15 protein-coding genes and 14 tRNA genes are annotated in these 19,196 nt (G+C 58.4%); 26 read left to right on the top strand and 3 right to left on the bottom strand.

Going from position 1 to position 19,196, the window contains the following annotated elements; genetic code table 11:
• Window positions 1-84 precede the first annotated feature (84 nt).
• From ybgC to nadA, 22 genes are all read left to right on the top strand, one after another.
• Window positions 85-492: a tol-pal system-associated acyl-CoA thioesterase gene (gene ybgC / locus ACSMDR_RS08225; RefSeq protein ID WP_436467885.1), complete on the top strand. Its 408-nt coding sequence runs from the start codon at window positions 85-87 to the stop codon at window positions 490-492.
• Window positions 482-1,171, top strand: a complete 690-nt coding sequence (tolQ, locus tag ACSMDR_RS08220) for a protein TolQ (protein WP_005908537.1) — start codon at window positions 482-484, stop codon at window positions 1,169-1,171. Before ybgC ends, tolQ begins: the two co-directional genes overlap by 11 nt.
• Entirely contained in the window at window positions 1,172-1,618 is a 447-nt protein-coding gene (gene tolR / locus ACSMDR_RS08215; protein ID WP_005908538.1) for a protein TolR, read from the top strand. It abuts the gene before it with no gap.
• Between the two features lie 5 nt (window positions 1,619-1,623).
• Window positions 1,624-2,784, top strand: coding sequence for a cell envelope integrity protein TolA (gene tolA / locus ACSMDR_RS08210; RefSeq protein WP_005908539.1), 1,161 nt, complete (start codon window positions 1,624-1,626; stop codon window positions 2,782-2,784).
• A gap of 3 nt (window positions 2,785-2,787) precedes the next feature.
• On the top strand, window positions 2,788-4,113 hold the full coding sequence (gene tolB / locus ACSMDR_RS08205; RefSeq protein WP_005908540.1) for a Tol-Pal system beta propeller repeat protein TolB: 1,326 nt from the start codon (window positions 2,788-2,790) through the stop codon (window positions 4,111-4,113).
• A 50-nt stretch (window positions 4,114-4,163) separates the two neighbouring features.
• Complete coding sequence (pal, locus tag ACSMDR_RS08200) at window positions 4,164-4,688, top strand: peptidoglycan-associated lipoprotein Pal (protein WP_005908541.1); 525 nt, start codon at window positions 4,164-4,166, stop codon at window positions 4,686-4,688.
• Window positions 4,689-4,700: 12 nt separating this feature from the next.
• Window positions 4,701-5,513 (top strand): tol-pal system protein YbgF, encoded by an 813-nt coding sequence (gene ybgF / locus ACSMDR_RS08195; protein ID WP_005908542.1) that lies wholly within the window; start codon window positions 4,701-4,703, stop codon window positions 5,511-5,513.
• 173 nt (window positions 5,514-5,686) lie between these two features.
• Window positions 5,687-5,762 (top strand) — tRNA-Lys (locus ACSMDR_RS08190).
• A 32-nt stretch (window positions 5,763-5,794) separates the two neighbouring features.
• Window positions 5,795-5,870: transfer RNA gene (locus ACSMDR_RS08185), tRNA-Val, on the top strand.
• Between the two features lie 39 nt (window positions 5,871-5,909).
• Window positions 5,910-5,985: transfer RNA gene (locus tag ACSMDR_RS08180), tRNA-Lys, on the top strand.
• Window positions 5,986-6,018: 33 nt separating this feature from the next.
• Window positions 6,019-6,094, top strand: a tRNA-Val gene (locus ACSMDR_RS08175).
• 39 nt (window positions 6,095-6,133) lie between these two features.
• A tRNA-Lys gene (locus ACSMDR_RS08170) sits at window positions 6,134-6,209 on the top strand.
• Between the two features lie 33 nt (window positions 6,210-6,242).
• Window positions 6,243-6,318: transfer RNA gene (locus ACSMDR_RS08165), tRNA-Val, on the top strand.
• 29 nt (window positions 6,319-6,347) lie between these two features.
• Window positions 6,348-6,423: transfer RNA gene (locus ACSMDR_RS08160), tRNA-Lys, on the top strand.
• A gap of 33 nt (window positions 6,424-6,456) precedes the next feature.
• A tRNA-Val gene (locus ACSMDR_RS08155) sits at window positions 6,457-6,532 on the top strand.
• 29 nt (window positions 6,533-6,561) lie between these two features.
• Window positions 6,562-6,637: transfer RNA gene (locus ACSMDR_RS08150), tRNA-Lys, on the top strand.
• Between the two features lie 33 nt (window positions 6,638-6,670).
• A tRNA-Val gene (locus tag ACSMDR_RS08145) sits at window positions 6,671-6,746 on the top strand.
• A gap of 29 nt (window positions 6,747-6,775) precedes the next feature.
• A tRNA-Lys gene (locus ACSMDR_RS08140) sits at window positions 6,776-6,851 on the top strand.
• Window positions 6,852-6,884: 33 nt separating this feature from the next.
• Window positions 6,885-6,960 (top strand) — tRNA-Val (locus tag ACSMDR_RS08135).
• 29 nt (window positions 6,961-6,989) lie between these two features.
• Window positions 6,990-7,065: transfer RNA gene (locus tag ACSMDR_RS08130), tRNA-Lys, on the top strand.
• Between the two features lie 33 nt (window positions 7,066-7,098).
• Window positions 7,099-7,174 (top strand) — tRNA-Val (locus ACSMDR_RS08125).
• 168 nt (window positions 7,175-7,342) lie between these two features.
• The gene (nadA, locus tag ACSMDR_RS08120; protein WP_436467884.1) at window positions 7,343-8,416 is read left to right on the top strand and encodes a quinolinate synthase NadA; all 1,074 of its coding nucleotides are present in this window, start codon (window positions 7,343-7,345) and stop codon (window positions 8,414-8,416) included.
• Between the two features lie 94 nt (window positions 8,417-8,510).
• Here the strand turns inward: nadA and ACSMDR_RS08115 are convergent, their stop codons facing one another.
• Window positions 8,511-9,377, bottom strand: coding sequence for a D-hexose-6-phosphate mutarotase (locus tag ACSMDR_RS08115; RefSeq protein WP_436467883.1), 867 nt, complete (start codon window positions 9,375-9,377; stop codon window positions 8,511-8,513).
• A 112-nt stretch (window positions 9,378-9,489) separates the two neighbouring features.
• The gene (gap, locus tag ACSMDR_RS08110) at window positions 9,490-10,485 is read right to left on the bottom strand and encodes a type I glyceraldehyde-3-phosphate dehydrogenase (RefSeq protein ID WP_005313250.1); all 996 of its coding nucleotides are present in this window, start codon (window positions 10,483-10,485) and stop codon (window positions 9,490-9,492) included.
• A 321-nt stretch (window positions 10,486-10,806) separates the two neighbouring features.
• Between gap and malQ the strand changes: the two genes are divergently transcribed.
• From malQ to msrB, 4 genes are all read left to right on the top strand, one after another.
• Window positions 10,807-12,996, top strand: coding sequence for a 4-alpha-glucanotransferase (gene malQ / locus ACSMDR_RS08105; protein WP_436467882.1), 2,190 nt, complete (start codon window positions 10,807-10,809; stop codon window positions 12,994-12,996).
• 76 nt (window positions 12,997-13,072) lie between these two features.
• A complete protein-coding gene (gene glgB, locus ACSMDR_RS08100) occupies window positions 13,073-15,250 on the top strand; it encodes a 1,4-alpha-glucan branching protein GlgB (RefSeq protein ID WP_436467881.1) in 2,178 nt (725 codons plus the stop codon).
• On the top strand, window positions 15,250-17,331 hold the full coding sequence (gene glgX / locus ACSMDR_RS08095; protein WP_436467880.1) for a glycogen debranching protein GlgX: 2,082 nt from the start codon (window positions 15,250-15,252) through the stop codon (window positions 17,329-17,331). Before glgB ends, glgX begins: the two co-directional genes overlap by 1 nt.
• A 157-nt stretch (window positions 17,332-17,488) precedes the next feature.
• Entirely contained in the window at window positions 17,489-17,878 is a 390-nt protein-coding gene (msrB, locus tag ACSMDR_RS08090) for a peptide-methionine (R)-S-oxide reductase MsrB (RefSeq protein WP_436467879.1), read from the top strand.
• Window positions 17,879-17,972: 94 nt separating this feature from the next.
• On the opposite strand, the gene chrA is transcribed toward msrB, so the two are convergent.
• The gene (gene chrA, locus ACSMDR_RS08085) at window positions 17,973-19,106 is read right to left on the bottom strand and encodes a chromate efflux transporter (protein WP_436467878.1); all 1,134 of its coding nucleotides are present in this window, start codon (window positions 19,104-19,106) and stop codon (window positions 17,973-17,975) included.
• Window positions 19,107-19,196: the final 90 nt, after the last annotated feature.

Below are 19,196 nucleotides of genomic sequence, written 5' to 3'. Positions count from 1 at the left end.
TCCCTGTCTCCCCCTGCTTCTTTCCTATTCACCCCTGCGCTATGATAGCCCCCCATCAGACTGTCGAATGGATCACAGATCGTTATGGGTGAAGTCTCTGAGTTTCCGGTACGGGTCTACTACGAAGACACCGATGCCGGGGGCATCGTCTACAACGCCAATTATCTCAAATTTATGGAGCGGGCCCGCACCGAGTTGCTGCGTGCAGGCGGCATAGAGCAGGACGTCCTGCTCGGACTGGGGATCGCCTTCGTGGTAAGCCGGACCGAGATCGATTTTCGCGCCGCAGCCCGCTTCAACGAATTACTGACCGTAATAACGCAAGTGACTGAAGTGAGACGTGCCTCGATGCGCTTCTCGCAGCAGATACTGGCGGCTGATGGGCGACTGATCACCCAGGCCATGGTACAGATAGCCTGTGTCAGTCACCCGCTTATGAAACCTGTTGCAATACCTGAAAATGTGAAGGGAGTGCTGTTAAGTGCACGCTGAAATTTCGTTTATTGGTCTGTTCTGGCAAGCCAGCCTGTTGGTCAAGCTGGTGATGTTGACCCTGATGGGCATGTCTGTCGTCTCTTGGGCGCTGATCATCCAACGCGCCAAGGTCATCAAGGCCGCCAACCTGGCATCCGAGCAATTCGAGGACAGATTCTGGTCCGGGGTGGATCTCAATCGCCTCTATCAGGAGTCCTCCGCCCGCCGCGATGATATCGAAGGCATGGAAGACATCTTCTACTCCGGCTTCAAGGAGTATGCCCGTCTGCTCAAAGCCGGTGCCCGTGGTCAGGATGCGGTGATGGACGGTACTTACCGCGCCATGCGTGTCTCGCTGTCTCGCGCCGTGGACGAGCTGGAGTCCAATTTGCCGGTGCTGGCCACCGTCGGCTCCATCAGCCCCTATATCGGGTTGTTTGGTACCGTTTGGGGCATCATGAATGCCTTTATCGCCCTGGGTCAGGTACAACAGGCGACCCTGCAGATGGTGGCACCCGGCATCGCCGAGGCGCTTATCGCCACTGCCATGGGTCTGTTTGCCGCCATACCCGCGGTTATCTTCTACAACCGTTTCTCCCACAAGGTAGAACGGCTGGAGAATGCTTACGTCAACTTCATGGATGAGTTCACCACCATTCTGAACCGCCAGATAGCACAGCAGCAGGGTGAGAAGTAAATGCAAACTTATCAGCGGATCCGGCGCAAGAAGGTGGCCGAGATCAACGTGGTGCCTTACATCGACGTCATGCTGGTGCTGCTTATCATCTTCATGGCGGTGACGCCGGTGATCACGCAAGGGGTGAAAGTGGATTTGCCCCAGGCTGAATCCGAGCAACTGCCGGAAGATGCCAAGTCCCCCTTCATCGTCAGCGTCAACGTCGACGGCGAGTACGTGGTCAAGGCGGGTGAGGCGGATGACGAGCCAGTGCCTGCAGGGTCCCCCGAGGCTATCCAGCAATTTATCACCGAGAAGGCCATGGGGTATCTCGCGGTCAACCAGGGCGCGCCCGTGGTGGTTGCCGGCGACAAGGCCGTGCGCTACGAAGAGGTGATACTGCTGATGGTGGCCCTGAAGAAAGCCGGGGTGCCTCAGGTCGGTCTGATGACGGATCCGGTGAACTGACGGAGATGGATGTGAAGCGTGGTATTTCCGGTTATCTCATCGTCTCGCTGCTGCTGCACCTGATCATCGGCATCATCTTGCTGGTCGGCGTCGACTTCAGCAAGCCGAAGCGGCCTGCCTCCTCGGCCCAGATAGTCAACGCTGTGATGCTCGATGACGAATTCCTCGCCGAGCAAGCCGCGAAGATCCAGCAACAGCAAGCACAACAGCAAAACAAGCCGGCCGTGAAGGCCGAGATCGATCAAGCCAAACAGGCCCGTGAGCTGGAGCAGGAGCGGCTGCGGACCATCGAGACCAAGCGTAAGGCGGCCGAAGAGGCGACTCGCAAGGCAGAGGCCGAGAAACAGAAGAAGCAGGCTGAACAGAAACAGGCCGAGGAGCAAACCCAGAAAGCCGAACAGGCTCGCAAACAGGAAGAGCTGAAAACCAAGAAGGCTGAGGCAGAACGCAAGGCGGCCGAAGAGGCGACCAGCAAGGCCCTGGCCCTGAAGAAGAAACAAGAGCAAGAACAGAAGCAGGCTGAGGAGAAGGCCAAAGCCGCCAAGAAAGTCGAGGCGGAGAAGCAAGCCAAAGCCGAAGCGGACAAGAAGGCGAAAGCCGAAGCCGAGAAGAAGGCCAAGGCCGAAGCGGACAAGAAAGCCAAGGCGGATGCCGAGAAGAAAGCCAAAGCCGAGGCCGACCAGAAGGCCAAGGACGAGGCGGCCAAGAAGGCAAAAGCTGACGCAGACAAGAAAGCGAAGGAAGCGGCGGACAAGAAAGCCAAAGCCGATGCAGAACGTAAGCGCAAGGCGGCCGAAGAGGCCAAGCTACAGGCACAGCTAGAGGCTCAAATGCAGGCGCAGATGGCGGCTGAGGCTAGCTCTAGAAGTCAGGCGGCCGCGGCTGCGGCTCAGGGTGAGGTCGACAAATATGCCGCCCTCATCAAGGCGACAGTCGAGCGCTATATGATTTTGGATCCCACCATGCGGGGCAAAACATGTACTATCGGTGTGAAGCTTGCCAGCAGTGGCTTCGTCATTTCGGTCGACAATGGTCAGGGTGATCCCGCCGTTTGCCGTTCGGGTCGAGCCGCCGTACTGAAGGCGAACCAGTTGCCCGTGCCCAAGGATCCTGCGGCATTCGAGCAGCTGAAAGAATTCAATCTCAAATTGGAACCGAGTATTTAAGCCATGATAAGAAAAGTATTTTTTGCTTTGGTTGGCTGCTTGCTGATGGGCCAGAGTGCCCAGGCGGCTCTGGACATCGTCATCACAGGTGGTATCGACAGCGCCCGTCCCATCGCCGTCGCTCCTTTCAAATGGAGTGGTGAGGGACAGCTGCCTCAGGATATTGCCGAGGTGGTCTCCAATGACCTGATGCGCAGCGGCAAATTCAAGCCGCTGGCCCGTGGCCAGATGCCGCAAACCCCGAGTAGCAGTGGCGAGATTGACTTCGCGCCCTGGGCCTCCCAAGGGGTCGAGGCCGTGGTGGTGGGCACCATAGCCCCTGCCGGCAACGGTTCCTACAAAATCAACTTCGAGCTGGTCGATGTACTCAAGGGCCAACTGGCCAAGACCCAAGGCGGAGAAGCCAATGGCTACGTACTCGACAGCCGCATGGCCACCATACCCGGTGCCCAGATGCGTCAGTTCGCCCACCGTATCTCCGACATCGTCTATGAGCGCCTGACTGGTGAACGTGGCGCCTTCCTGACTCGTCTGGCTTATGTGGCTGTCGATCAGGGGGCACAGTTCCCCTATCAGCTGCGCATCTCAGACTATGACGGTTACAACGAGAAGGTATTGCTGCGTTCCCGTGAGCCGTTGATGTCACCCTCCTGGTCACCGGATGGCAGCAAGTTGGCTTATGTCAGCTTCGAGAACCAGAAATCCGAGATCTATGTGCAGGATATTTACAACCAGCAACGCAGTCTGGTCTCCAGTTTCCGTGGCATTAACGGGGCGCCGGAGTGGTCACCAGATGGTCGCCGATTGGCTATCGTTCTCTCCAAAGATGGTCAGCCTGATATCTACATCATCGATGTTGCGAGCAAGCAGCTGACCCGGGTGACCAATAGCCGCACCATAGACACCGAACCCTCTTGGGCAGCGGATGGACAAAGTTTGATATTCACCTCTGAACGTGGTGGCAAACCCCAGATTTATAGCGTAAATTTGGCGACTGGCGCCACTCGTCGCATCACCTGGGAAGGGGATTCTAACCAGGGGGCGTCCATGACAGCGGACGGAAAGTCCATGGTAGTGGTCACCCGGGAACAGGGACAATATCGCATCGCTCGGCAAGATATGGAAAGTGGAGCCATGTTGGTATTGACCCAGAGTGCATTGGATGAGTCGCCAAGTGTGGCTCCTAATGGCAGCATGATCATCTACTCCACCATCTATCAGGGGCGCAAGAGCCTGGCTCTGGTCTCGACGGATGGTCGCTTCAAGGCAGTATTGCCGACAAGCAGCGGGGAAATACGTGCGCCAGCTTGGTCGCCCTTTCTGAATTGATAATAAATTCAATTGTTTTTTGTTTTGTTATAAAGGTTTAAGGAAATAGCATGCAACTCAATAAACTGCTCAAGGGTCTGGCCATCGCACTGCCTCTGTTCGCCCTGGCTGCCTGTAGTTCTTCTTCCGACTCCGACGCCTCTGGCGCCGAAGCGGGTATGACCGACGGCATGGGTGGTGTACAGACTGGCTCCGCCAATGGTCTGTTGTCACCGGAAGAGCAGATGCGTCAGAAGTTCGAAGCGCTGCAGCGCGACAACGTCATCTTCTTCCCGTACGACGGTTACGATATCCAGGGTCAATACGCTGACCTGCTGGATGCCCACGCCAGCTATCTGCGTGAGCGCCCGTCCGTCAAAGTACTGATCGAAGGTCACGCCGATGAGCGCGGTACCCCAGAGTACAACATCGCCCTGGGCGAACGTCGTGCCAAGGCCGTAGCCAAATATCTGCAAACCCTGGGTGTGCAGGCTGAGCAACTGTCTATCGTCAGCTATGGCGAAGAGAAGCCGCTGGACTTGTCTCACACCGAGGATGCCTTTGCCAAGAACCGTCGTGCGGTTCTGGTCTACTAAGGTTTCATTCGGATGAATCTTGTGTATAAAAATGCGGCCATTTCGATGGCCGCACTTCTATTTAGCATGGGGGCCCATGCCGCGGCGCCTGTGTCCGATCTCTCCGGTGGCGACAGTGCGGTCACCGCCGCCTTCGGCAGCAATGCGGGTGCCATCGTACCCTCAGGCAGCCTGGAGGACAGGGTTGCGCTGCTGGAGCGAACCCTCAATGCTCGTCTGCGTCTACAGGCCGACTTGCAGCAGCAAGTCGACTCCCTGCAAGGGGAGGTGGCCGATCTGCGTGGTCAGCTGGAGCAGCAGACCTACAAGATGGAGCAGTCCCAGGAACGCCAGCGCCAGCTCTATCAGGAACTCGACAAAGTCAGTAGCCAGCAGGCTGCTCCGGCCGCAGCGGCAGCAGCCACGGCGGCAACAGCCACCGCCGCGAGTGCTGCGACTTATTCCAGTAACCAGGATGAGAATCAGGCCTATGATTCGGCCGTCAATCTGGTGCTCAAGGATAAAAACTACGACAAGGCGATCCCGGCATTTCAGGGATTCATCAAGCAGTTCCCGGATTCGAGCTATGTGCCCAATGCCCACTACTGGCTAGGTCAGTTGCTGTTCAACAAGGGCGACAGACCCGGTGCCACGGCCCAGTTCAAGACCTTGGCTGACAAGTACGGCAAATCGCCCAAGCGTGCCGATGCGCTGGTCAAGCTGGGCATGATAGCTCAGCTGGATGGCAACAAGGCTCAGGCAAAAAGTTACTACGAGCAGGTGATCAAGGGCTATCCCAATACCTCGCCAGCACAGCTCGCCAAGCAGAGCCTCGACAAGCTGTAACATTGCGCTAGGTAGTTGTTTTCGTAACACTCTTGTAAATGTGACGGCGGTTTGTACGCGCAGTGAGCAAACGGATTTAAATTAAGAATTTTCTGTTGCACCGGAAATTTAAATCCGTATTATAGGCCGCCGTCAGCGTTGGTTCAGTCATGAGCCAGGTGCGATGGTGGTATGGGTCGTTAGCTCAGTCGGTAGAGCAGTTGACTTTTAATCAATTGGTCGCTGGTTCGAATCCAGCACGACCCACCATTTCCACTCATGAAGTGGACAGCAGTATCCCAGGTCGTTTAGCTCAGCTGGGAGAGCACCTCCCTTACAAGGAGGGGGTCACTGGTTCGAGCCCAGTAACGACCACCATACTTTTTGAGTATGAACCGCAGTAAAAATGAGTTAGATGGGCCGTTAGCTCAGTCGGTAGAGCAGTTGACTTTTAATCAATTGGTCGCTGGTTCGAATCCAGCACGGCCCACCATCATTTCCCATCGTCGAGATGGACAGTTTCCCAGGTCGTTTAGCTCAGCTGGGAGAGCACCTCCCTTACAAGGAGGGGGTCACTGGTTCGAGCCCAGTAACGACCACCATACTTTTTGAGTATGAACCGCAGTAAAAATGAGTTAGATGGGCCGTTAGCTCAGTCGGTAGAGCAGTTGACTTTTAATCAATTGGTCGCTGGTTCGAATCCAGCACGGCCCACCATCATTTCCCATCGTCGAGATGGACAGTTTCCCAGGTCGTTTAGCTCAGCTGGGAGAGCACCTCCCTTACAAGGAGGGGGTCACTGGTTCGAGCCCAGTAACGACCACCAAGTTTGTAAGCAGTAAAAATGAGTTAGATGGGCCGTTAGCTCAGTCGGTAGAGCAGTTGACTTTTAATCAATTGGTCGCTGGTTCGAATCCAGCACGGCCCACCATCATTTCCCATCGTCGAGATGGACAGTTTCCCAGGTCGTTTAGCTCAGCTGGGAGAGCACCTCCCTTACAAGGAGGGGGTCACTGGTTCGAGCCCAGTAACGACCACCAAGTTTGTAAGCAGTAAAAATGAGTTAGATGGGCCGTTAGCTCAGTCGGTAGAGCAGTTGACTTTTAATCAATTGGTCGCTGGTTCGAATCCAGCACGGCCCACCATCATTTCCCATCGCTGAGATGGACAGTTTCCCAGGTCGTTTAGCTCAGCTGGGAGAGCACCTCCCTTACAAGGAGGGGGTCACTGGTTCGAGCCCAGTAACGACCACCAAGTTTGTAAGCAGTAAAAATGAGTTAGATGGGCCGTTAGCTCAGTCGGTAGAGCAGTTGACTTTTAATCAATTGGTCGCTGGTTCGAATCCAGCACGGCCCACCATCATTTCCCATCGTCGAGATGGACAGTTTCCCAGGTCGTTTAGCTCAGCTGGGAGAGCACCTCCCTTACAAGGAGGGGGTCACTGGTTCGAGCCCAGTAACGACCACCAAGTTTGTAAGCAGTAAAAATGAGTTAGATGGGCCGTTAGCTCAGTCGGTAGAGCAGTTGACTTTTAATCAATTGGTCGCTGGTTCGAATCCAGCACGGCCCACCATCATTTCCCATCGCTGAGATGGACAGTTTCCCAGGTCGTTTAGCTCAGCTGGGAGAGCACCTCCCTTACAAGGAGGGGGTCACTGGTTCGAGCCCAGTAACGACCACCATATTCCCGACCAGCAAGATGGTCAGATAAAAAGGCCCGCACGAAAGTGCGGGCCTTTTTGTTGTGGGTACGCTTGAGCCCTCTGCTCGGGATTGTGATTTGTTGATGGGTTTGTGGCCGGCTTCTGGTTATAATTTTGGCCTTTCCAAGCCCTGATGGAACAGTCGCAATGAGCAATGCACTGAGCAGTATCCCTCCCGCGGTTGAGATGGATTACCCCTTCCCGGCCAAACCCGTCCCCTTGAGCCAGGCCGAGAAGAGCCGCTTCATTGAGGAGATCAAGGCGCTGCTAACTGAGCGCAAGGCTGTGCTGATCGCCCACTACTACACGGATCCCGAGATCCAGGCCCTGGCCGAATCCACGGGTGGCTTCGTCGGTGACTCCCTGGAGATGGCCCGTTTTGGCCGGGATCACGAAGCCCAGACCCTGATAGTGGCGGGCGTGCGCTTCATGGGGGAAACCTCCAAGATCCTGAGCCCTCACAAACAGGTGTTGATGCCGACCCTAAAGGCTGAGTGTTCCCTCGATCTGGGTTGCCCGATTGAGCAGTTCTCCGCTTTCTGTGATGCCAATCCGGATCACATCGTCGTCGTCTACGCCAACACCTCGGCGGCGGTCAAGGCGCGGGCAGACTGGGTGGTGACCTCCAGCATTGCGCTCGAAATCGTCGAGCATCTCGACAGCCAGGGCCACAAGATCATCTGGGGCCCGGACAGGCACCTCGGCGCCTATATCGAGAAGAAGACTGGCGCCCAGATGTTGCGCTGGCAGGGCCACTGCATCGTCCATGACGAGTTCAAGGCCAGCGCACTGCGCGAGCTCAAGGCCCAGAACCCGGATGCGGCTGTGCTGGTGCATCCTGAATCCCCGGCCTCGGTTATCGAATTGGCCGACGCGGTCGGCTCGACCAGTCAGCTGATCAAGGCGGCTCGCGACTTGCCTCAGAAAAAACTGATAGTGGCGACCGACCGCGGCATCTTTTACAAGATGCAACAGGCTTGTCCGGACAAGGAGATGGTCGAGGCTCCGACCGGTGGCGATGGCGCGACCTGTCGCAGCTGCGCCCATTGTCCCTGGATGGCAATGAACGGCCTGGCGGCGATCAAGGACGCGCTCAGCGATGGTGCCGAGCAGCACGAGATATTGGTCGATGAGGCACTGCGCATCAAGGCGTTGATCCCGCTCGATCGCATGTTGGATTTTGCCGCCGAACTCAAGTTGAAGGTCCAGGGCAACGCCTGATCGGCTCAGTGTCTCTGGCCGCAAGGCAAGGGCATATCAGAAAGCGCATAGAAAAGAGGGCACCCCAGGGTGCCCTCTTTTTAGCGCATGAGCCTTAGCAGATCACGGTCGAGAAGCTGTGTTCTTCATCCGCAGCTATGGTTACACCGGCATCGGCCGTGATGGCGGCCTCAACACAGAACATGGTGGCATAGCCATCATCGCTCATGTCGGCCATGGCGGTGGCGCCTTCCGCCCAGGGATTCCAGACCACTATGCTGTCATGATTGCCACTGATGACCTGGGTGCTGCGATCACCATCTTGTACTTCAACCAGGGCGTCGGGAGCCTGATAGATGCGATCCATGGCCGCATTGAGGACGACAGAGCCTTGTTGGCACGCTTGCTGGCCACTCAGCTTGTCCAGATAGGGTTCGCCCAATCCTTGTATTTCAATGGCCTCAGGGGCGCTCACCTGCAAGTAAGTGTGCAGGGCGGCGTTATAGACGATGGGGTCTGCTCCTGTGTTGCGAGTAGTCAGCACCAGGGATAGCTCACGGCCGACCAGTACATCCAGTTCCAGCTCGAAGGGGTGAGGCCAGATCGCCAATGTGGCATCGTTGTCCGTCAGGGAGAGATGCACCAGGGTGCCATCTTCGTGATCGCTGACGCCATCCAGCGTCCAGAGGCTGGTGCGGGCGAAGCCATGAGCTGGCTTGCCACTACCCACCCGGGCGGGGGAGGGGCCAAACCAGGGCCAGCAGACGGGAATGCCGCCACGGATGGGCTTGCTGCCGTCGAGGGCGGCCTTGTCGCTTAGCCAGAGCGACGCTGGCTCACCATGGCGTTGATAGCGCAACACATGGCCGCCAAACAGGCTGATCTCGGCCTTGGCGACCCCATTGTCGATATAGAGCAGGGGCAGGCCGGTTTGGTTGACGCCAAGCTGGCAGCTGGCAGTCAGGGAACGAAGGGATTGCATGGAGACTCCTTGAGGATCCGACGAGGATTCGACGGCCAAACAACAATGTGCCAATAACAAAAAAGGCGGCCAATGGCCGCCTTTTTTACGCTACGTGATTGCGCATCCCAAATTACTTGGAGATATGAGCGATCAGGTCCAGAACCTTGCTGGAGTAGCCCATTTCGTTGTCGTACCAGGATACAACTTTAACGAATTTGTCGTTCAGTGCGATACCGGCTTTGGCATCGAATACGGAAGTTTGACGCTCACCCAGGAAGTCGGTGGAAACCACTTGATCTTCGGTGTAGCCCAGCACGCCCTTCATGGAGCCTTCGGAGGCGGCTTTCATCGCTGCGCAGATTTCAGCGTAGGTGGCAGCTTTCTTCAGGTTGACGGTCAGGTCAACAACGGACACGTCCGGAGTCGGTACACGGAACGCCATGCCGGTCAGTTTGCCGTTCAGTTCCGGGATAACAACGCCAACAGCCTTGGCAGCACCGGTAGAGGACGGGATGATGTTCTGAGCCGCACCGCGGCCACCGCGCCAGTCTTTGGCAGACGGACCATCAACGGTCTTCTGGGTAGCAGTGGTAGCGTGGACGGTGGTCATCAGGCCGGATTCGATACCGAAGGTATCGTTCAGAACCTTGGCGATCGGGGCCAGGCAGTTGGTGGTGCAGGAAGCGTTGGAAACGATGTCCTGGCCAGCGTAGGTCGCGTCGTTAACACCCATGACGAACATAGGAGTCGCGTCTTTGGACGGGCCAGTCAGAACGACTTTCTTGGCACCGGCAGCGATGTGCTTACGAGCAGTGGCGTCGTCCAGGAACAGACCAGTTGCTTCGGCAACAACGTCAACACCGATGGCATCCCATTTCAGGTTAGCCGGGTCACGTTCAGCGGTAACACGTACAGTTTTACCGTTAACAACCAGGTTGCCGTCTTTGACTTCAACGGTGCCATTGAAACGGCCGTGAGTGGAGTCGTACTTCAACATGTAAGCCATGTAGTCAACGTCGATCAGGTCGTTGATGCCAACCACTTCGATGTCAGCACGCTCAGCGGCCAGACGGAAGACGAAACGGCCGATACGGCCAAAACCGTTAATACCTACTTTGATAGTCATAATTGGTTACCTAACTGTTCAGTAGTCAAAGAAAATTCCGTTTGTAAATTTACTAGAACTCACCGGTGAGTCAACCAACAATCTGCGCGAAATTGCGCTATATCATGAAAAACTGTGAAATTTATTTTCTGTTTATGTAACTGACTACCAGTTTTTGTCGAAAGAGATAACCCAAATAGTGCCTACTCTGTCACACAACCCCCAGGTCAGATGTGTAAAAATGGCGGCGGTTTGGCGTGGCCAAAGAGCCAGTCCGCCAGTAAGACCCATAAAAACTAAACAAATAGTATAGACAGAATCCACAGCGGGAATTCTCAAACTATGACCACCCTGATAGAACAGCTGGCTGCCGCCAAAGGCATTGCCAGCGAGTATGTTGATGCCTGGGGCCAGCCGGCCCAGGTATCCCAAGAGAGCAAGGCTGCCATGCTGGGGGCCATGGGCTACCAGGTCGATGACGAAGCGATGCTCACCGCCCAGCTGGAACAGGAGTATCGCCAACACTGGTTGCGCGCTCTGGATCCTGTGATGGTGGTGCGTGACGGCGAGCCTGTCAGCCTCGAAATCCGCCTGCCCATCGATTTTGTCAATGACAGCCTCATCTGGACGCTTTCGGTGGAGCAGGGGGGCGAGTTGTCCGGTCAGCTCACGCCGGTCGAGGGCGAGCTGGTCGGTGTGGCCGAATTCGAGGAGATGGAGTGTCAGGCCTACCGCGTCACTCTGGATGCTGCCCCGGGTCTGGGTTATCACCAGTTGGTGCTGCTCGAGGAGGGCAATGACGAACCCTTGGCCAGCATGCGGCTCATCGTCGCGCCCAAGGCATGCTACAAACAGGCGCCCATCGCTCAGGGTCGCAAGGTGTGGGGACCGAGCGTGCAGCTCTATTGCCTGCGCAGTCGTACCAACTGGGGCATTGGCGATTTCAGCGATCTTGGCCTGCTGGTCGAGCGAGTTGCTGGCTGGGGCGCACACTTTGTCGGCCTCAATCCTATCCATGCCCTCTACCCGGCCAATCCGGAGAGTGCCAGTCCTTATAGCCCCTCTTCCCGTCGCTGGTTGAATCTCATCTACATCGATGTGGAGGCTGTGCCTGAGTTTCAAGCTAATGCTGACCTGAAGGCCGAGGTTGCTTCGCCCTCTTTCCAGCAGCAACTCACCTTGTTGCGCGCCAAAGAGTACGTGGACTACAGCGGTGTCACCGCCATCAAGCTGCCTATGCTGCGCAAGGTGTTCGACCAGCGTCCGTTGAGTGGTGCACGTCTCGCTGCGTTCGACGCCTTTGTCGCAGCCGGTGGTGACAGTCTGCAGCAGCAGGCGAGCTTCGATGCCATCCAGGCGAGCCTCTATGCCGAAGGCCAGAATGCCTGGGGTTGGCCGGTCTGGCCCGAGGCCTTGCAGGATTACCACAATGCAGAGGTGGCCGCCTGGGTGGCCGCCCACAGCCAAGAGGTGAACTTCTATCTCTATCTGCAATTCCTGGCCGATGAGCAGCTTGCCGCTGCCGACGCCCGGGCCAAGGCCGCTGGCATGGTGATGGGGATCTACCGGGATCTGGCGGTGGGTGTTTCCGAAGGCTCGACCGAGATCTGGGCCAACCGTGAACTCTATTGCCCGAAAGCGTCTGTGGGGGCGCCGCCCGATATCCTGGGGCCGCTCGGTCAGAACTGGGGCCTGCCCCCCATGAACCCGAACCAGCTCTTTGAAGCTGCCTATCAACCCATGGTGGATATGTTCAGGGCCAACATGCGTTCGTGCGGCGCGCTGCGCATCGACCACGTCATGGCCTTGCTGCGGTTGTGGTGGGTACCGCCCGGAGCTTCGGCCGCCAAAGGGGCCTACATCTACTACCCGGTCGATGACCTGCTCGGCATATTGGCGCTGGAGTCCCACCGCAATCAGTGCCTGCTGATAGGGGAAGATCTGGGCACGGTGCCGCAAGGTATCGATGTGACTCTCAAAGAGAATGGCGTCCACTCCTACAAGGTGTTCTTCTTCGAGCGCTCCAAGGATGATGGTGGCTATATCTCTCCGGCCCACTACACCGAACAGGCGATGTCGGCCTTGACCACCCACGACATGCCGACCCTCAAGGGGTTCTGGCATTGTGATGATCTGGCGCTGGGCAAGGAGCTGGGGCTCTACCCGGACGAGGCGGTACTCAAGACCCTGTATGCGGATCGCCACCAGGCCAAACAGTGCATTCTCGACAGCCTGCATGGCCATGGGGTCATCTCCCCCAATGTCAGTCATGACGTCAATTGGGTCGGTATGAATACCGAGCTGAATCATGGTTTGCAGATCCACATGTCCCGTGGCAGCTGTGCCCTGTTCAGTACCCAGCTGGAAGATTGGCTGGAGATGGACAAACCGGTCAATGTACCCGGTACCAGCTACGAATACCCGAACTGGCGTCGCAAGCTGTCGGCGGATCTGGAAGATCTGTTCGAGAGAGAGTCGCTCAAGGCGCTGGCGGCTCGTATGAGCCAGGCCCGCGATGAGGCCAGTCGTTGAGTCGTTTTCCCATGACTCGCTCACATCCGCTCGGGCCCTGGCCCGGGCGGATGCTCTGCTATGAAAGGATGTCCCTATGCTCGTTGAACGTTTGGCTGCGGCCCGTTGTGCCGATCCCTTCTCTCACTTAGGCCTCTGTGCCAATCCGGACGGACCCGGTCTGAGGTTGAGGGCCTGGTTGCCTGACGCCATCGAGGTCGGCGTCAAGGATCTCAAGTCGGGCAAATTGGTCGCCACTCTGACTCCCAGTGACCCATCGGGTCTTTTTGAAACTGTTTTCACCCGCCGCAAGCTCCCCTTTCCCTATCAGCTTATCGCCCGCTATCCCGATGCCAGCCACGACATCATCGATCCCTATCAGTGCCAGGATGCCGCCTGGAGCGGCCTTGCCGAACTGACCGCAGCGCCCGAGCATCTCTATCAGACCCTGGGGGCCCAGCTCACCACCATCACTCACCTTGGCCAGGTTATTTGCGGGGTGCGTTTCGCCGTCTACGCCCCGAGTGCCACCGCGGTGAGCCTCATCGGTGACTTCAACTTGTGGGATGGTCGCCGTCACCCCATGCAGCGCAGCCTGTGCGGTCACTGGGTGCTGTTCGTGCCCGGTATGCAGGCCGGGGCACGCTACAAGTTCGAGCTCAAGGATCTCGCGGGCAATCGCTTGCCGCACAAGAGTGATCCGGTTGGCTTCTACTGCGAGCAGTATCCCTCGTTCGCTTCCGTGGTCTACGACCATGAGCAGTACCAGTGGCAAGACGGCGACTGGCAAGCTCGCTGTGGCGGTGACAAGCGCGAGCAGGCGCTCTCCATCTACGAGCTGCATGTCGGTTCCTGGAAGCGGCACCCCAATGGCGACAGCCTGAGCTGGTGCGAACTGGCCGAGGAGCTGGTTTCCTATGTCACTGAGATGGGTTACACCCACATCGAACTGCTGCCGGTCTCGGAGCATCCGTTCAGCGGCTCCTGGGGTTACCAGCCGGTGGGCATGTTCTCGCCGACCAGCCGGTTTGGCAGTGCCGATGACTTCAAGTTCTTCGTCGATGCCTGCCACCAGGCGGGGATTGGCGTCATCCTGGATTGGGTGCCGGCCCACTTCCCGTCCGATGCCCACGGTCTGGCCCGTTTCGATGGCACGCCGCTCTACGAGTACGAAGATCCGCGCCGGGGCTGGCACCCGGACTGGAACTCCTACATCTATGATTTTGGCCGGGACACAGTGCGCCAGTTCCTGGTGGCGAGCGCCCTCTACTGGCTCGACAAGTTCCACATCGATGGCCTGCGGGTCGATGCGGTCGCCTCCATGCTCTATCTGGATTATTCGCGCAATGCCGGGGAGTGGGTGCCCAATGTCGATGGCGGCAATCACAACTACGAGGCGATCAGCCTGCTCAAGTGGTTCAACGAGGCAGTCTACGGCCAGTATCCCAACGCCGTGACCATCGCCGAGGAGTCCACCGCCTTTGCGGGTGTCTCCCGACCCACCTTCCTCGGCGGCCTGGGATTTGGCTTTAAGTGGAACATGGGCTGGATGCACGACACCCTGAGCTACATGCAAAAAGAGCCGATCCACCGGCGCTATCATCACAACGAGATGACCTTCGCCATGGTGTATCACTATGACGAGAACTTCATACTGCCGCTCTCCCATGACGAGGTGGTGCACGGTAAACACTCCCTGCTCTACAAGATGCCCGGCGACGAGTGGCAGCAAGCCGCCAACCTGCGTGCCTACATGGGGTACATGTACGGTCATCCGGGCAAGAAGCTCAACTTCATGGGCACCGAAATCGCCCAGAGCAGCGAGTGGAATCACGATGCCCAGTTGCCTTGGCACCTGCTGCAGTTCCCCAAACATGCGGGTCAGCAACGACTCATCCGCGATCTCAACCAGCTCTATCGCAGCGAGTCTGCGTTGTTTGAGGCGGATCACGAGCGCCAAGGCTTTTGCTGGCTGGATCACAACGACGCCGACAACAGCATACTGGCCTGGCTGCGCGCCGATCTGAGTGGCGGCAGGCCGGTACTGATTGCCAGCAATTTCACCCCAGTGCCGCGCCTGACTTATCGGCTTGGCGTGCCGGGGGAGGGGCGTTACCGGGTGTTGCTCAACACCGACAGTGAGCATTACTGGGGCAGCAACTATGATGTGGGCTTGGGTTTTGTCGCCGAGCCGACCCCCTGGCAGGGCATGAGCCACTCCATAGTGCTGGACTTGCCTCCGCTCGCGACCTTGTTCATCAAACAGGAGTCTTGATGCTCAATATCGAGAAAGGAACAGGCCTGCGCCTCGGCGCCTGGCTGGATGAGACGGGTTGCCAGTTCTGTGTCTGGGCGCCACAGGCGCAGCGAGTCGAACTCTGCCTCTATGACGAGCAGGAGGTGGAGACGGCGCGCCTGGTGCTGCCTGGGCGGCGGGGCCAATACAGCTTCGGCCACGTGCATGGCATCCGGGCGGGCCAGCGTTACGGTTACCGCGTCTATGGCGAGCCCATGGATGGCCTGCTGTTTGATGGCGACAAGCTGTTGATCGACCCCTATGCACGCGCGCTCTCCCGCCCGCTGCGTTGGGATGCCGACGCTTATGAGGGGGATAGCGCGGCCATGCAGGCCAAGTCGGTGGTGGTCCAGGATGATTTTGACTGGCAGGGCGTGACCAAGCCCGTCATCTCTGCGCAGCACACCCTGGTCTACGAGGCGCACGTCAAGGGCTTTACCAAGCTGCATCCTGCCATCCCTGAGGCCGAACGCGGCACTTATCTGGGGCTCTGCCATCCCCTGATGCTGACGCACCTCAAGACGCTGGGCATCAGCTCGCTGCAACTGATGCCGGTGGCGGCTTTTATGGCGGAACCCCGGCTGGAGCAGTTGGGGCTCACCAACTATTGGGGTTACAACCCGGTCGCTTTCTTTGCTCCAGAGCCGCGCTACGCGGTGGCGGATGCGGTGACCGAGTTCAAGACCATGGTGCGCGAACTGCACAGGGCAGGCATAGAGGTGATCCTGGACGTGGTTTACAACCACACAGCCGAGTCCGGTTTCGATGGCCCGCTGCTCTCCTTCAAGGGGCTGGACAACAGCGGCTACTACAGCTTTGACCCGGGGGCCCATGGCCCGGATTTCAACCGTTATGCCAATGTCACCGGCTGTGGCAACAGTGTGAACCTGGATCACCCCAACAGCCTGCGGCTGGTGCTCGACGCCCTGCGCTACTGGGTGACCGAGATGCAGGTGGACGGCTTTCGCTTCGATCTGGCGGTCACCTTGGGGCGTGAGGCGGGGGAGTTCGAACCCATGGGGGCCTTTTTCAAGGTGCTGATGGCCGATCCCGTGCTTGCCGGCGTCAAGCTCATCGCCGAGCCTTGGGATATAGGTCCGTTCGGCTACCGGCTCGGCCAGTTCCCGAGCCAGTGGCATGAGATCAACGATCGCTATCGCGACACGGTACGCGCCTTCTGGCGTGGGGATGGCGGTAAGATGGCGGATCTTGCCACCCGGCTGATGGGATCGCGGGATCTCTTCCCCAAAAATTGGCGCTCGCCACATACCAGCATCAACTACCTCTGTTATCACGATGGTTTCACGCTGGAGGATCTGGTCTCCTACAACCAGCGTCACAACCAGGCCAACGGTGAAGACAACCGGGATGGTCACGGCAACAATCTCTCCAACAATCATGGGGTGGAGGGGCCGACCCTGGATCCGCGCATCAGCAATCTGCGACTCCAGCAAAAGCGCAACCTGATAGCCACCCTGCTGCTCTCCCAGGGCACACCGCACTTTCTCGGTGGGGATGAGATGGGACGCAGCCAGCTTGGCAACAACAATGCCTACTGCCAGGACAACCAGATAAGCTGGGTCAACTGGCAGTGGCGGCCGGAGGATGAACGGTTGCTCGCGTTCACCCGGCAGATGGTGGCGCTGCGGGCCAGCTCCGAAGTCTTCTCCAACCTGCGGCTATGTGACGACAACTGGAATGGCGCTCAGGAGCATTGCCATCGCGTCGACTGGTATCACCCGGACGGTCACCTGCTCACGGCTCAGGATTGGCAGGCGCCCATGGGCCAGGCCTTCGCCATGGACATAGGGTCGCTGGATGAGGAGGGGGAGCGTTGGCTGGTGCTGTTCAATGCCAGCGGTTACGACATTCAGTTCCGGCTGCCGCCTCCGGGAGAGGGGATGGAGTGGGTGCAGACCATAGACACGGCCACCAATGATGGCTTGCCCTTCCTGCCTGATGACATCAAGCGTCAGGTGGCCGTGGGCCGGGCGCACTCCCTCAAGCTGCTGGAGCGGGTTCACCCCCCTCTTGATGCTGCGGGTCATCACGCCCCCTGAATTCCGGCTGGCTCTGGCAGATAAGCTGGAACAGTGGTTTTATCTGCCAAGGGGATCACAATCTCGCTTTTTCGGGCATTCAGTGGGGTGGAGTCAAGGGCCATGGCTGGTTATGCTGTGGCCCTGTCTCACAGACCTTGCGCCGTGGAGGCAAGATTTGAGTGCAAATAACCCGGAAAGCTGGCGCCAGACCTTAAGCCCCGAGCAGTTTCATGTCTGCTGGGAGCGGGGTACCGAGCAGCCCTACAGCGGCGCTCTGCTTCACAACCGCAAAAGCGGTGAATACCTCTGCACCTGCTGCAAGCAGGTGCTCTTCCCCTCGAGTGCCAAGTTTGATGCCGGTTGTGGCTGGCCCTCCTTCGATCGTGCCATCGACGGCAGGGTGCATTCTCGCGACGATAGCAGTCACGGCATGAAGCGTATCGAGATCAGCTGCGCCGGTTGTGGCTCCCACCTGGGCCATCTCTTCCCTGATGGGCCGACCGAGACGGGGCAGCGCTACTGCGTCAACAGTCTGAGTCTGGATTTTCAGGCCGACGAGCCCTGAGCTGACACGGGCCAAACTGGGATATCAAAAACGGCGGCGCAGCCTGGCTGCGCCGCCGTTTTTATGGTTTGTGATGATGACCGTGCCCGGGGGCTCACGCCAGCAGCAAGCTGCTGGCGAGCAGCAGGGCAGCCAGAGCCAGCACGGGCAGCTTCATCACCCGCAGCAGGAAGAGGCCGGTCGCAGCCAGTGCCAGATCCTTGGGTGCCAGCACGGCACTTTGCCAGATGGGTTGATAGAGGGCGGCGAGCAACAGGCCGACCACGGCGGCATTGATGCCCGTCACGGCCCCGGCCAGTCGGGGTCTGGCCAGCAGCGCCTGCCAGCAGGGGCCCAGAGCCCAGAGCAGCAAAAAGCCCGGCATGAACAGCGCTAGGGTCGCAAGCAGCGCGCCGAGCAGCGCCTGCTGTGGCAGCATCAAGGCCCCCAGATAGCTTGCCAGTGTAAACATGGGGCCCGGGACCAGTTGGGCCAGGCTGTAACCGGTCAGGAACTGGCTGGCGCTCAGGCTCTGCTCTGCGCTCTGTTCGAGCAGCGGCAGTACCACATGACCGCCACCAAATACCAGACTGCCCGCCCGGAAAAAATCAGCAATCAGTCGGCCCGTCTCTGAGCTGGCCAGCAGAGGCAATCCGAGGAAAAGCAACGTAAACAGCACCAGACTGGGCCAGTGCGGCCCCTGCCAGGGGTGGGACTGAGCCGCTGGTAGTTTGGCCAGGCGGGCGCAGAGCAGGGCGGCCGCCAGCAGCATCAGCAACTGAGTGGATAGACCGGGTTGCCACCAGAGCGCCGCCGCCGTGGCCATCATGATGCCCTGGGTCAGGGGCTCCTTGCAGAACTGGCGCGCCATGTTCAATACGGCGTCGGCGACCACCACCAGCGCCAACAGCTTGAGACCGTGCAGCGCCGCATCCAGCCAAAGATTTTCTGCCAGCTGCCCCAGTCCCAAGGCGGCAAGGGCGAGCAGCAGGAAGGAGGGGAGGGTGAACCCGACGAAGGCGGCCAGGGCACCGCCAAGCCCGGCCCTGTGCCGACCTATGGCAAAACCGAGCTGGCTGGAGGCCGGTCCCGGCAGCAGCTGGCACAGGGCCAGTTGCTGGGCAAACTCGGCCTGGTCAAGCCAGCCGAGTCGCGTGACGAAGGTGCGCTGAAAGTAACCTATGTGGGCCGCCGGGCCGCCAAAACTGGTGCAACCCAGCCAGAGAAACTGCAAAAAGATCCCTATCATCCGTAATCCGTGCGCTCGCGTCATGGCAAAGCCTGCATGATACAAGAGTTTCATGAATCCTGGATAACAGGGGCGCCGCGCTACCTCCCC

This window comes from Aeromonas molluscorum, from assembly GCF_051376105.1.
GTDB lineage: Bacteria > Pseudomonadota > Gammaproteobacteria > Enterobacterales > Aeromonadaceae > Aeromonas > Aeromonas molluscorum.
This window is presented reverse-complemented; position numbering and strand designations above follow the sequence as displayed.

What these genes read in the sequence shown, in the direction of transcription:
- ybgC (WP_436467885.1), top strand. Translation starts at nt 85, where the DNA reads ATGGGTGAAGTCTCTGAGTTTCCGGTACGGGTCTACTACGAAGACACC.
- tolR (WP_005908538.1), top strand. Translation starts at nt 1,172, where the DNA reads ATGCAAACTTATCAGCGGATCCGGCGCAAGAAGGTGGCCGAGATCAAC.
- tolA (WP_005908539.1), top strand. Translation starts at nt 1,624, where the DNA reads ATGGATGTGAAGCGTGGTATTTCCGGTTATCTCATCGTCTCGCTGCTG.
- tolB (WP_005908540.1), top strand. Translation starts at nt 2,788, where the DNA reads ATGATAAGAAAAGTATTTTTTGCTTTGGTTGGCTGCTTGCTGATGGGC.
- pal (WP_005908541.1), top strand. Translation starts at nt 4,164, where the DNA reads ATGCAACTCAATAAACTGCTCAAGGGTCTGGCCATCGCACTGCCTCTG.
- ybgF (WP_005908542.1), top strand. Translation starts at nt 4,701, where the DNA reads ATGAATCTTGTGTATAAAAATGCGGCCATTTCGATGGCCGCACTTCTA.
- nadA (WP_436467884.1), top strand. Translation starts at nt 7,343, where the DNA reads ATGAGCAATGCACTGAGCAGTATCCCTCCCGCGGTTGAGATGGATTAC.
- ACSMDR_RS08115 (WP_436467883.1), bottom strand. Translation starts at nt 9,377, where the DNA reads ATGCAATCCCTTCGTTCCCTGACTGCCAGCTGCCAGCTTGGCGTCAAC.
- gap (WP_005313250.1), bottom strand. Translation starts at nt 10,485, where the DNA reads ATGACTATCAAAGTAGGTATTAACGGTTTTGGCCGTATCGGCCGTTTC.
- malQ (WP_436467882.1), top strand. Translation starts at nt 10,807, where the DNA reads ATGACCACCCTGATAGAACAGCTGGCTGCCGCCAAAGGCATTGCCAGC.
- glgB (WP_436467881.1), top strand. Translation starts at nt 13,073, where the DNA reads ATGCTCGTTGAACGTTTGGCTGCGGCCCGTTGTGCCGATCCCTTCTCT.
- glgX (WP_436467880.1), top strand. Translation starts at nt 15,250, where the DNA reads ATGCTCAATATCGAGAAAGGAACAGGCCTGCGCCTCGGCGCCTGGCTG.
- chrA (WP_436467878.1), bottom strand. Translation starts at nt 19,106, where the DNA reads ATGATAGGGATCTTTTTGCAGTTTCTCTGGCTGGGTTGCACCAGTTTT.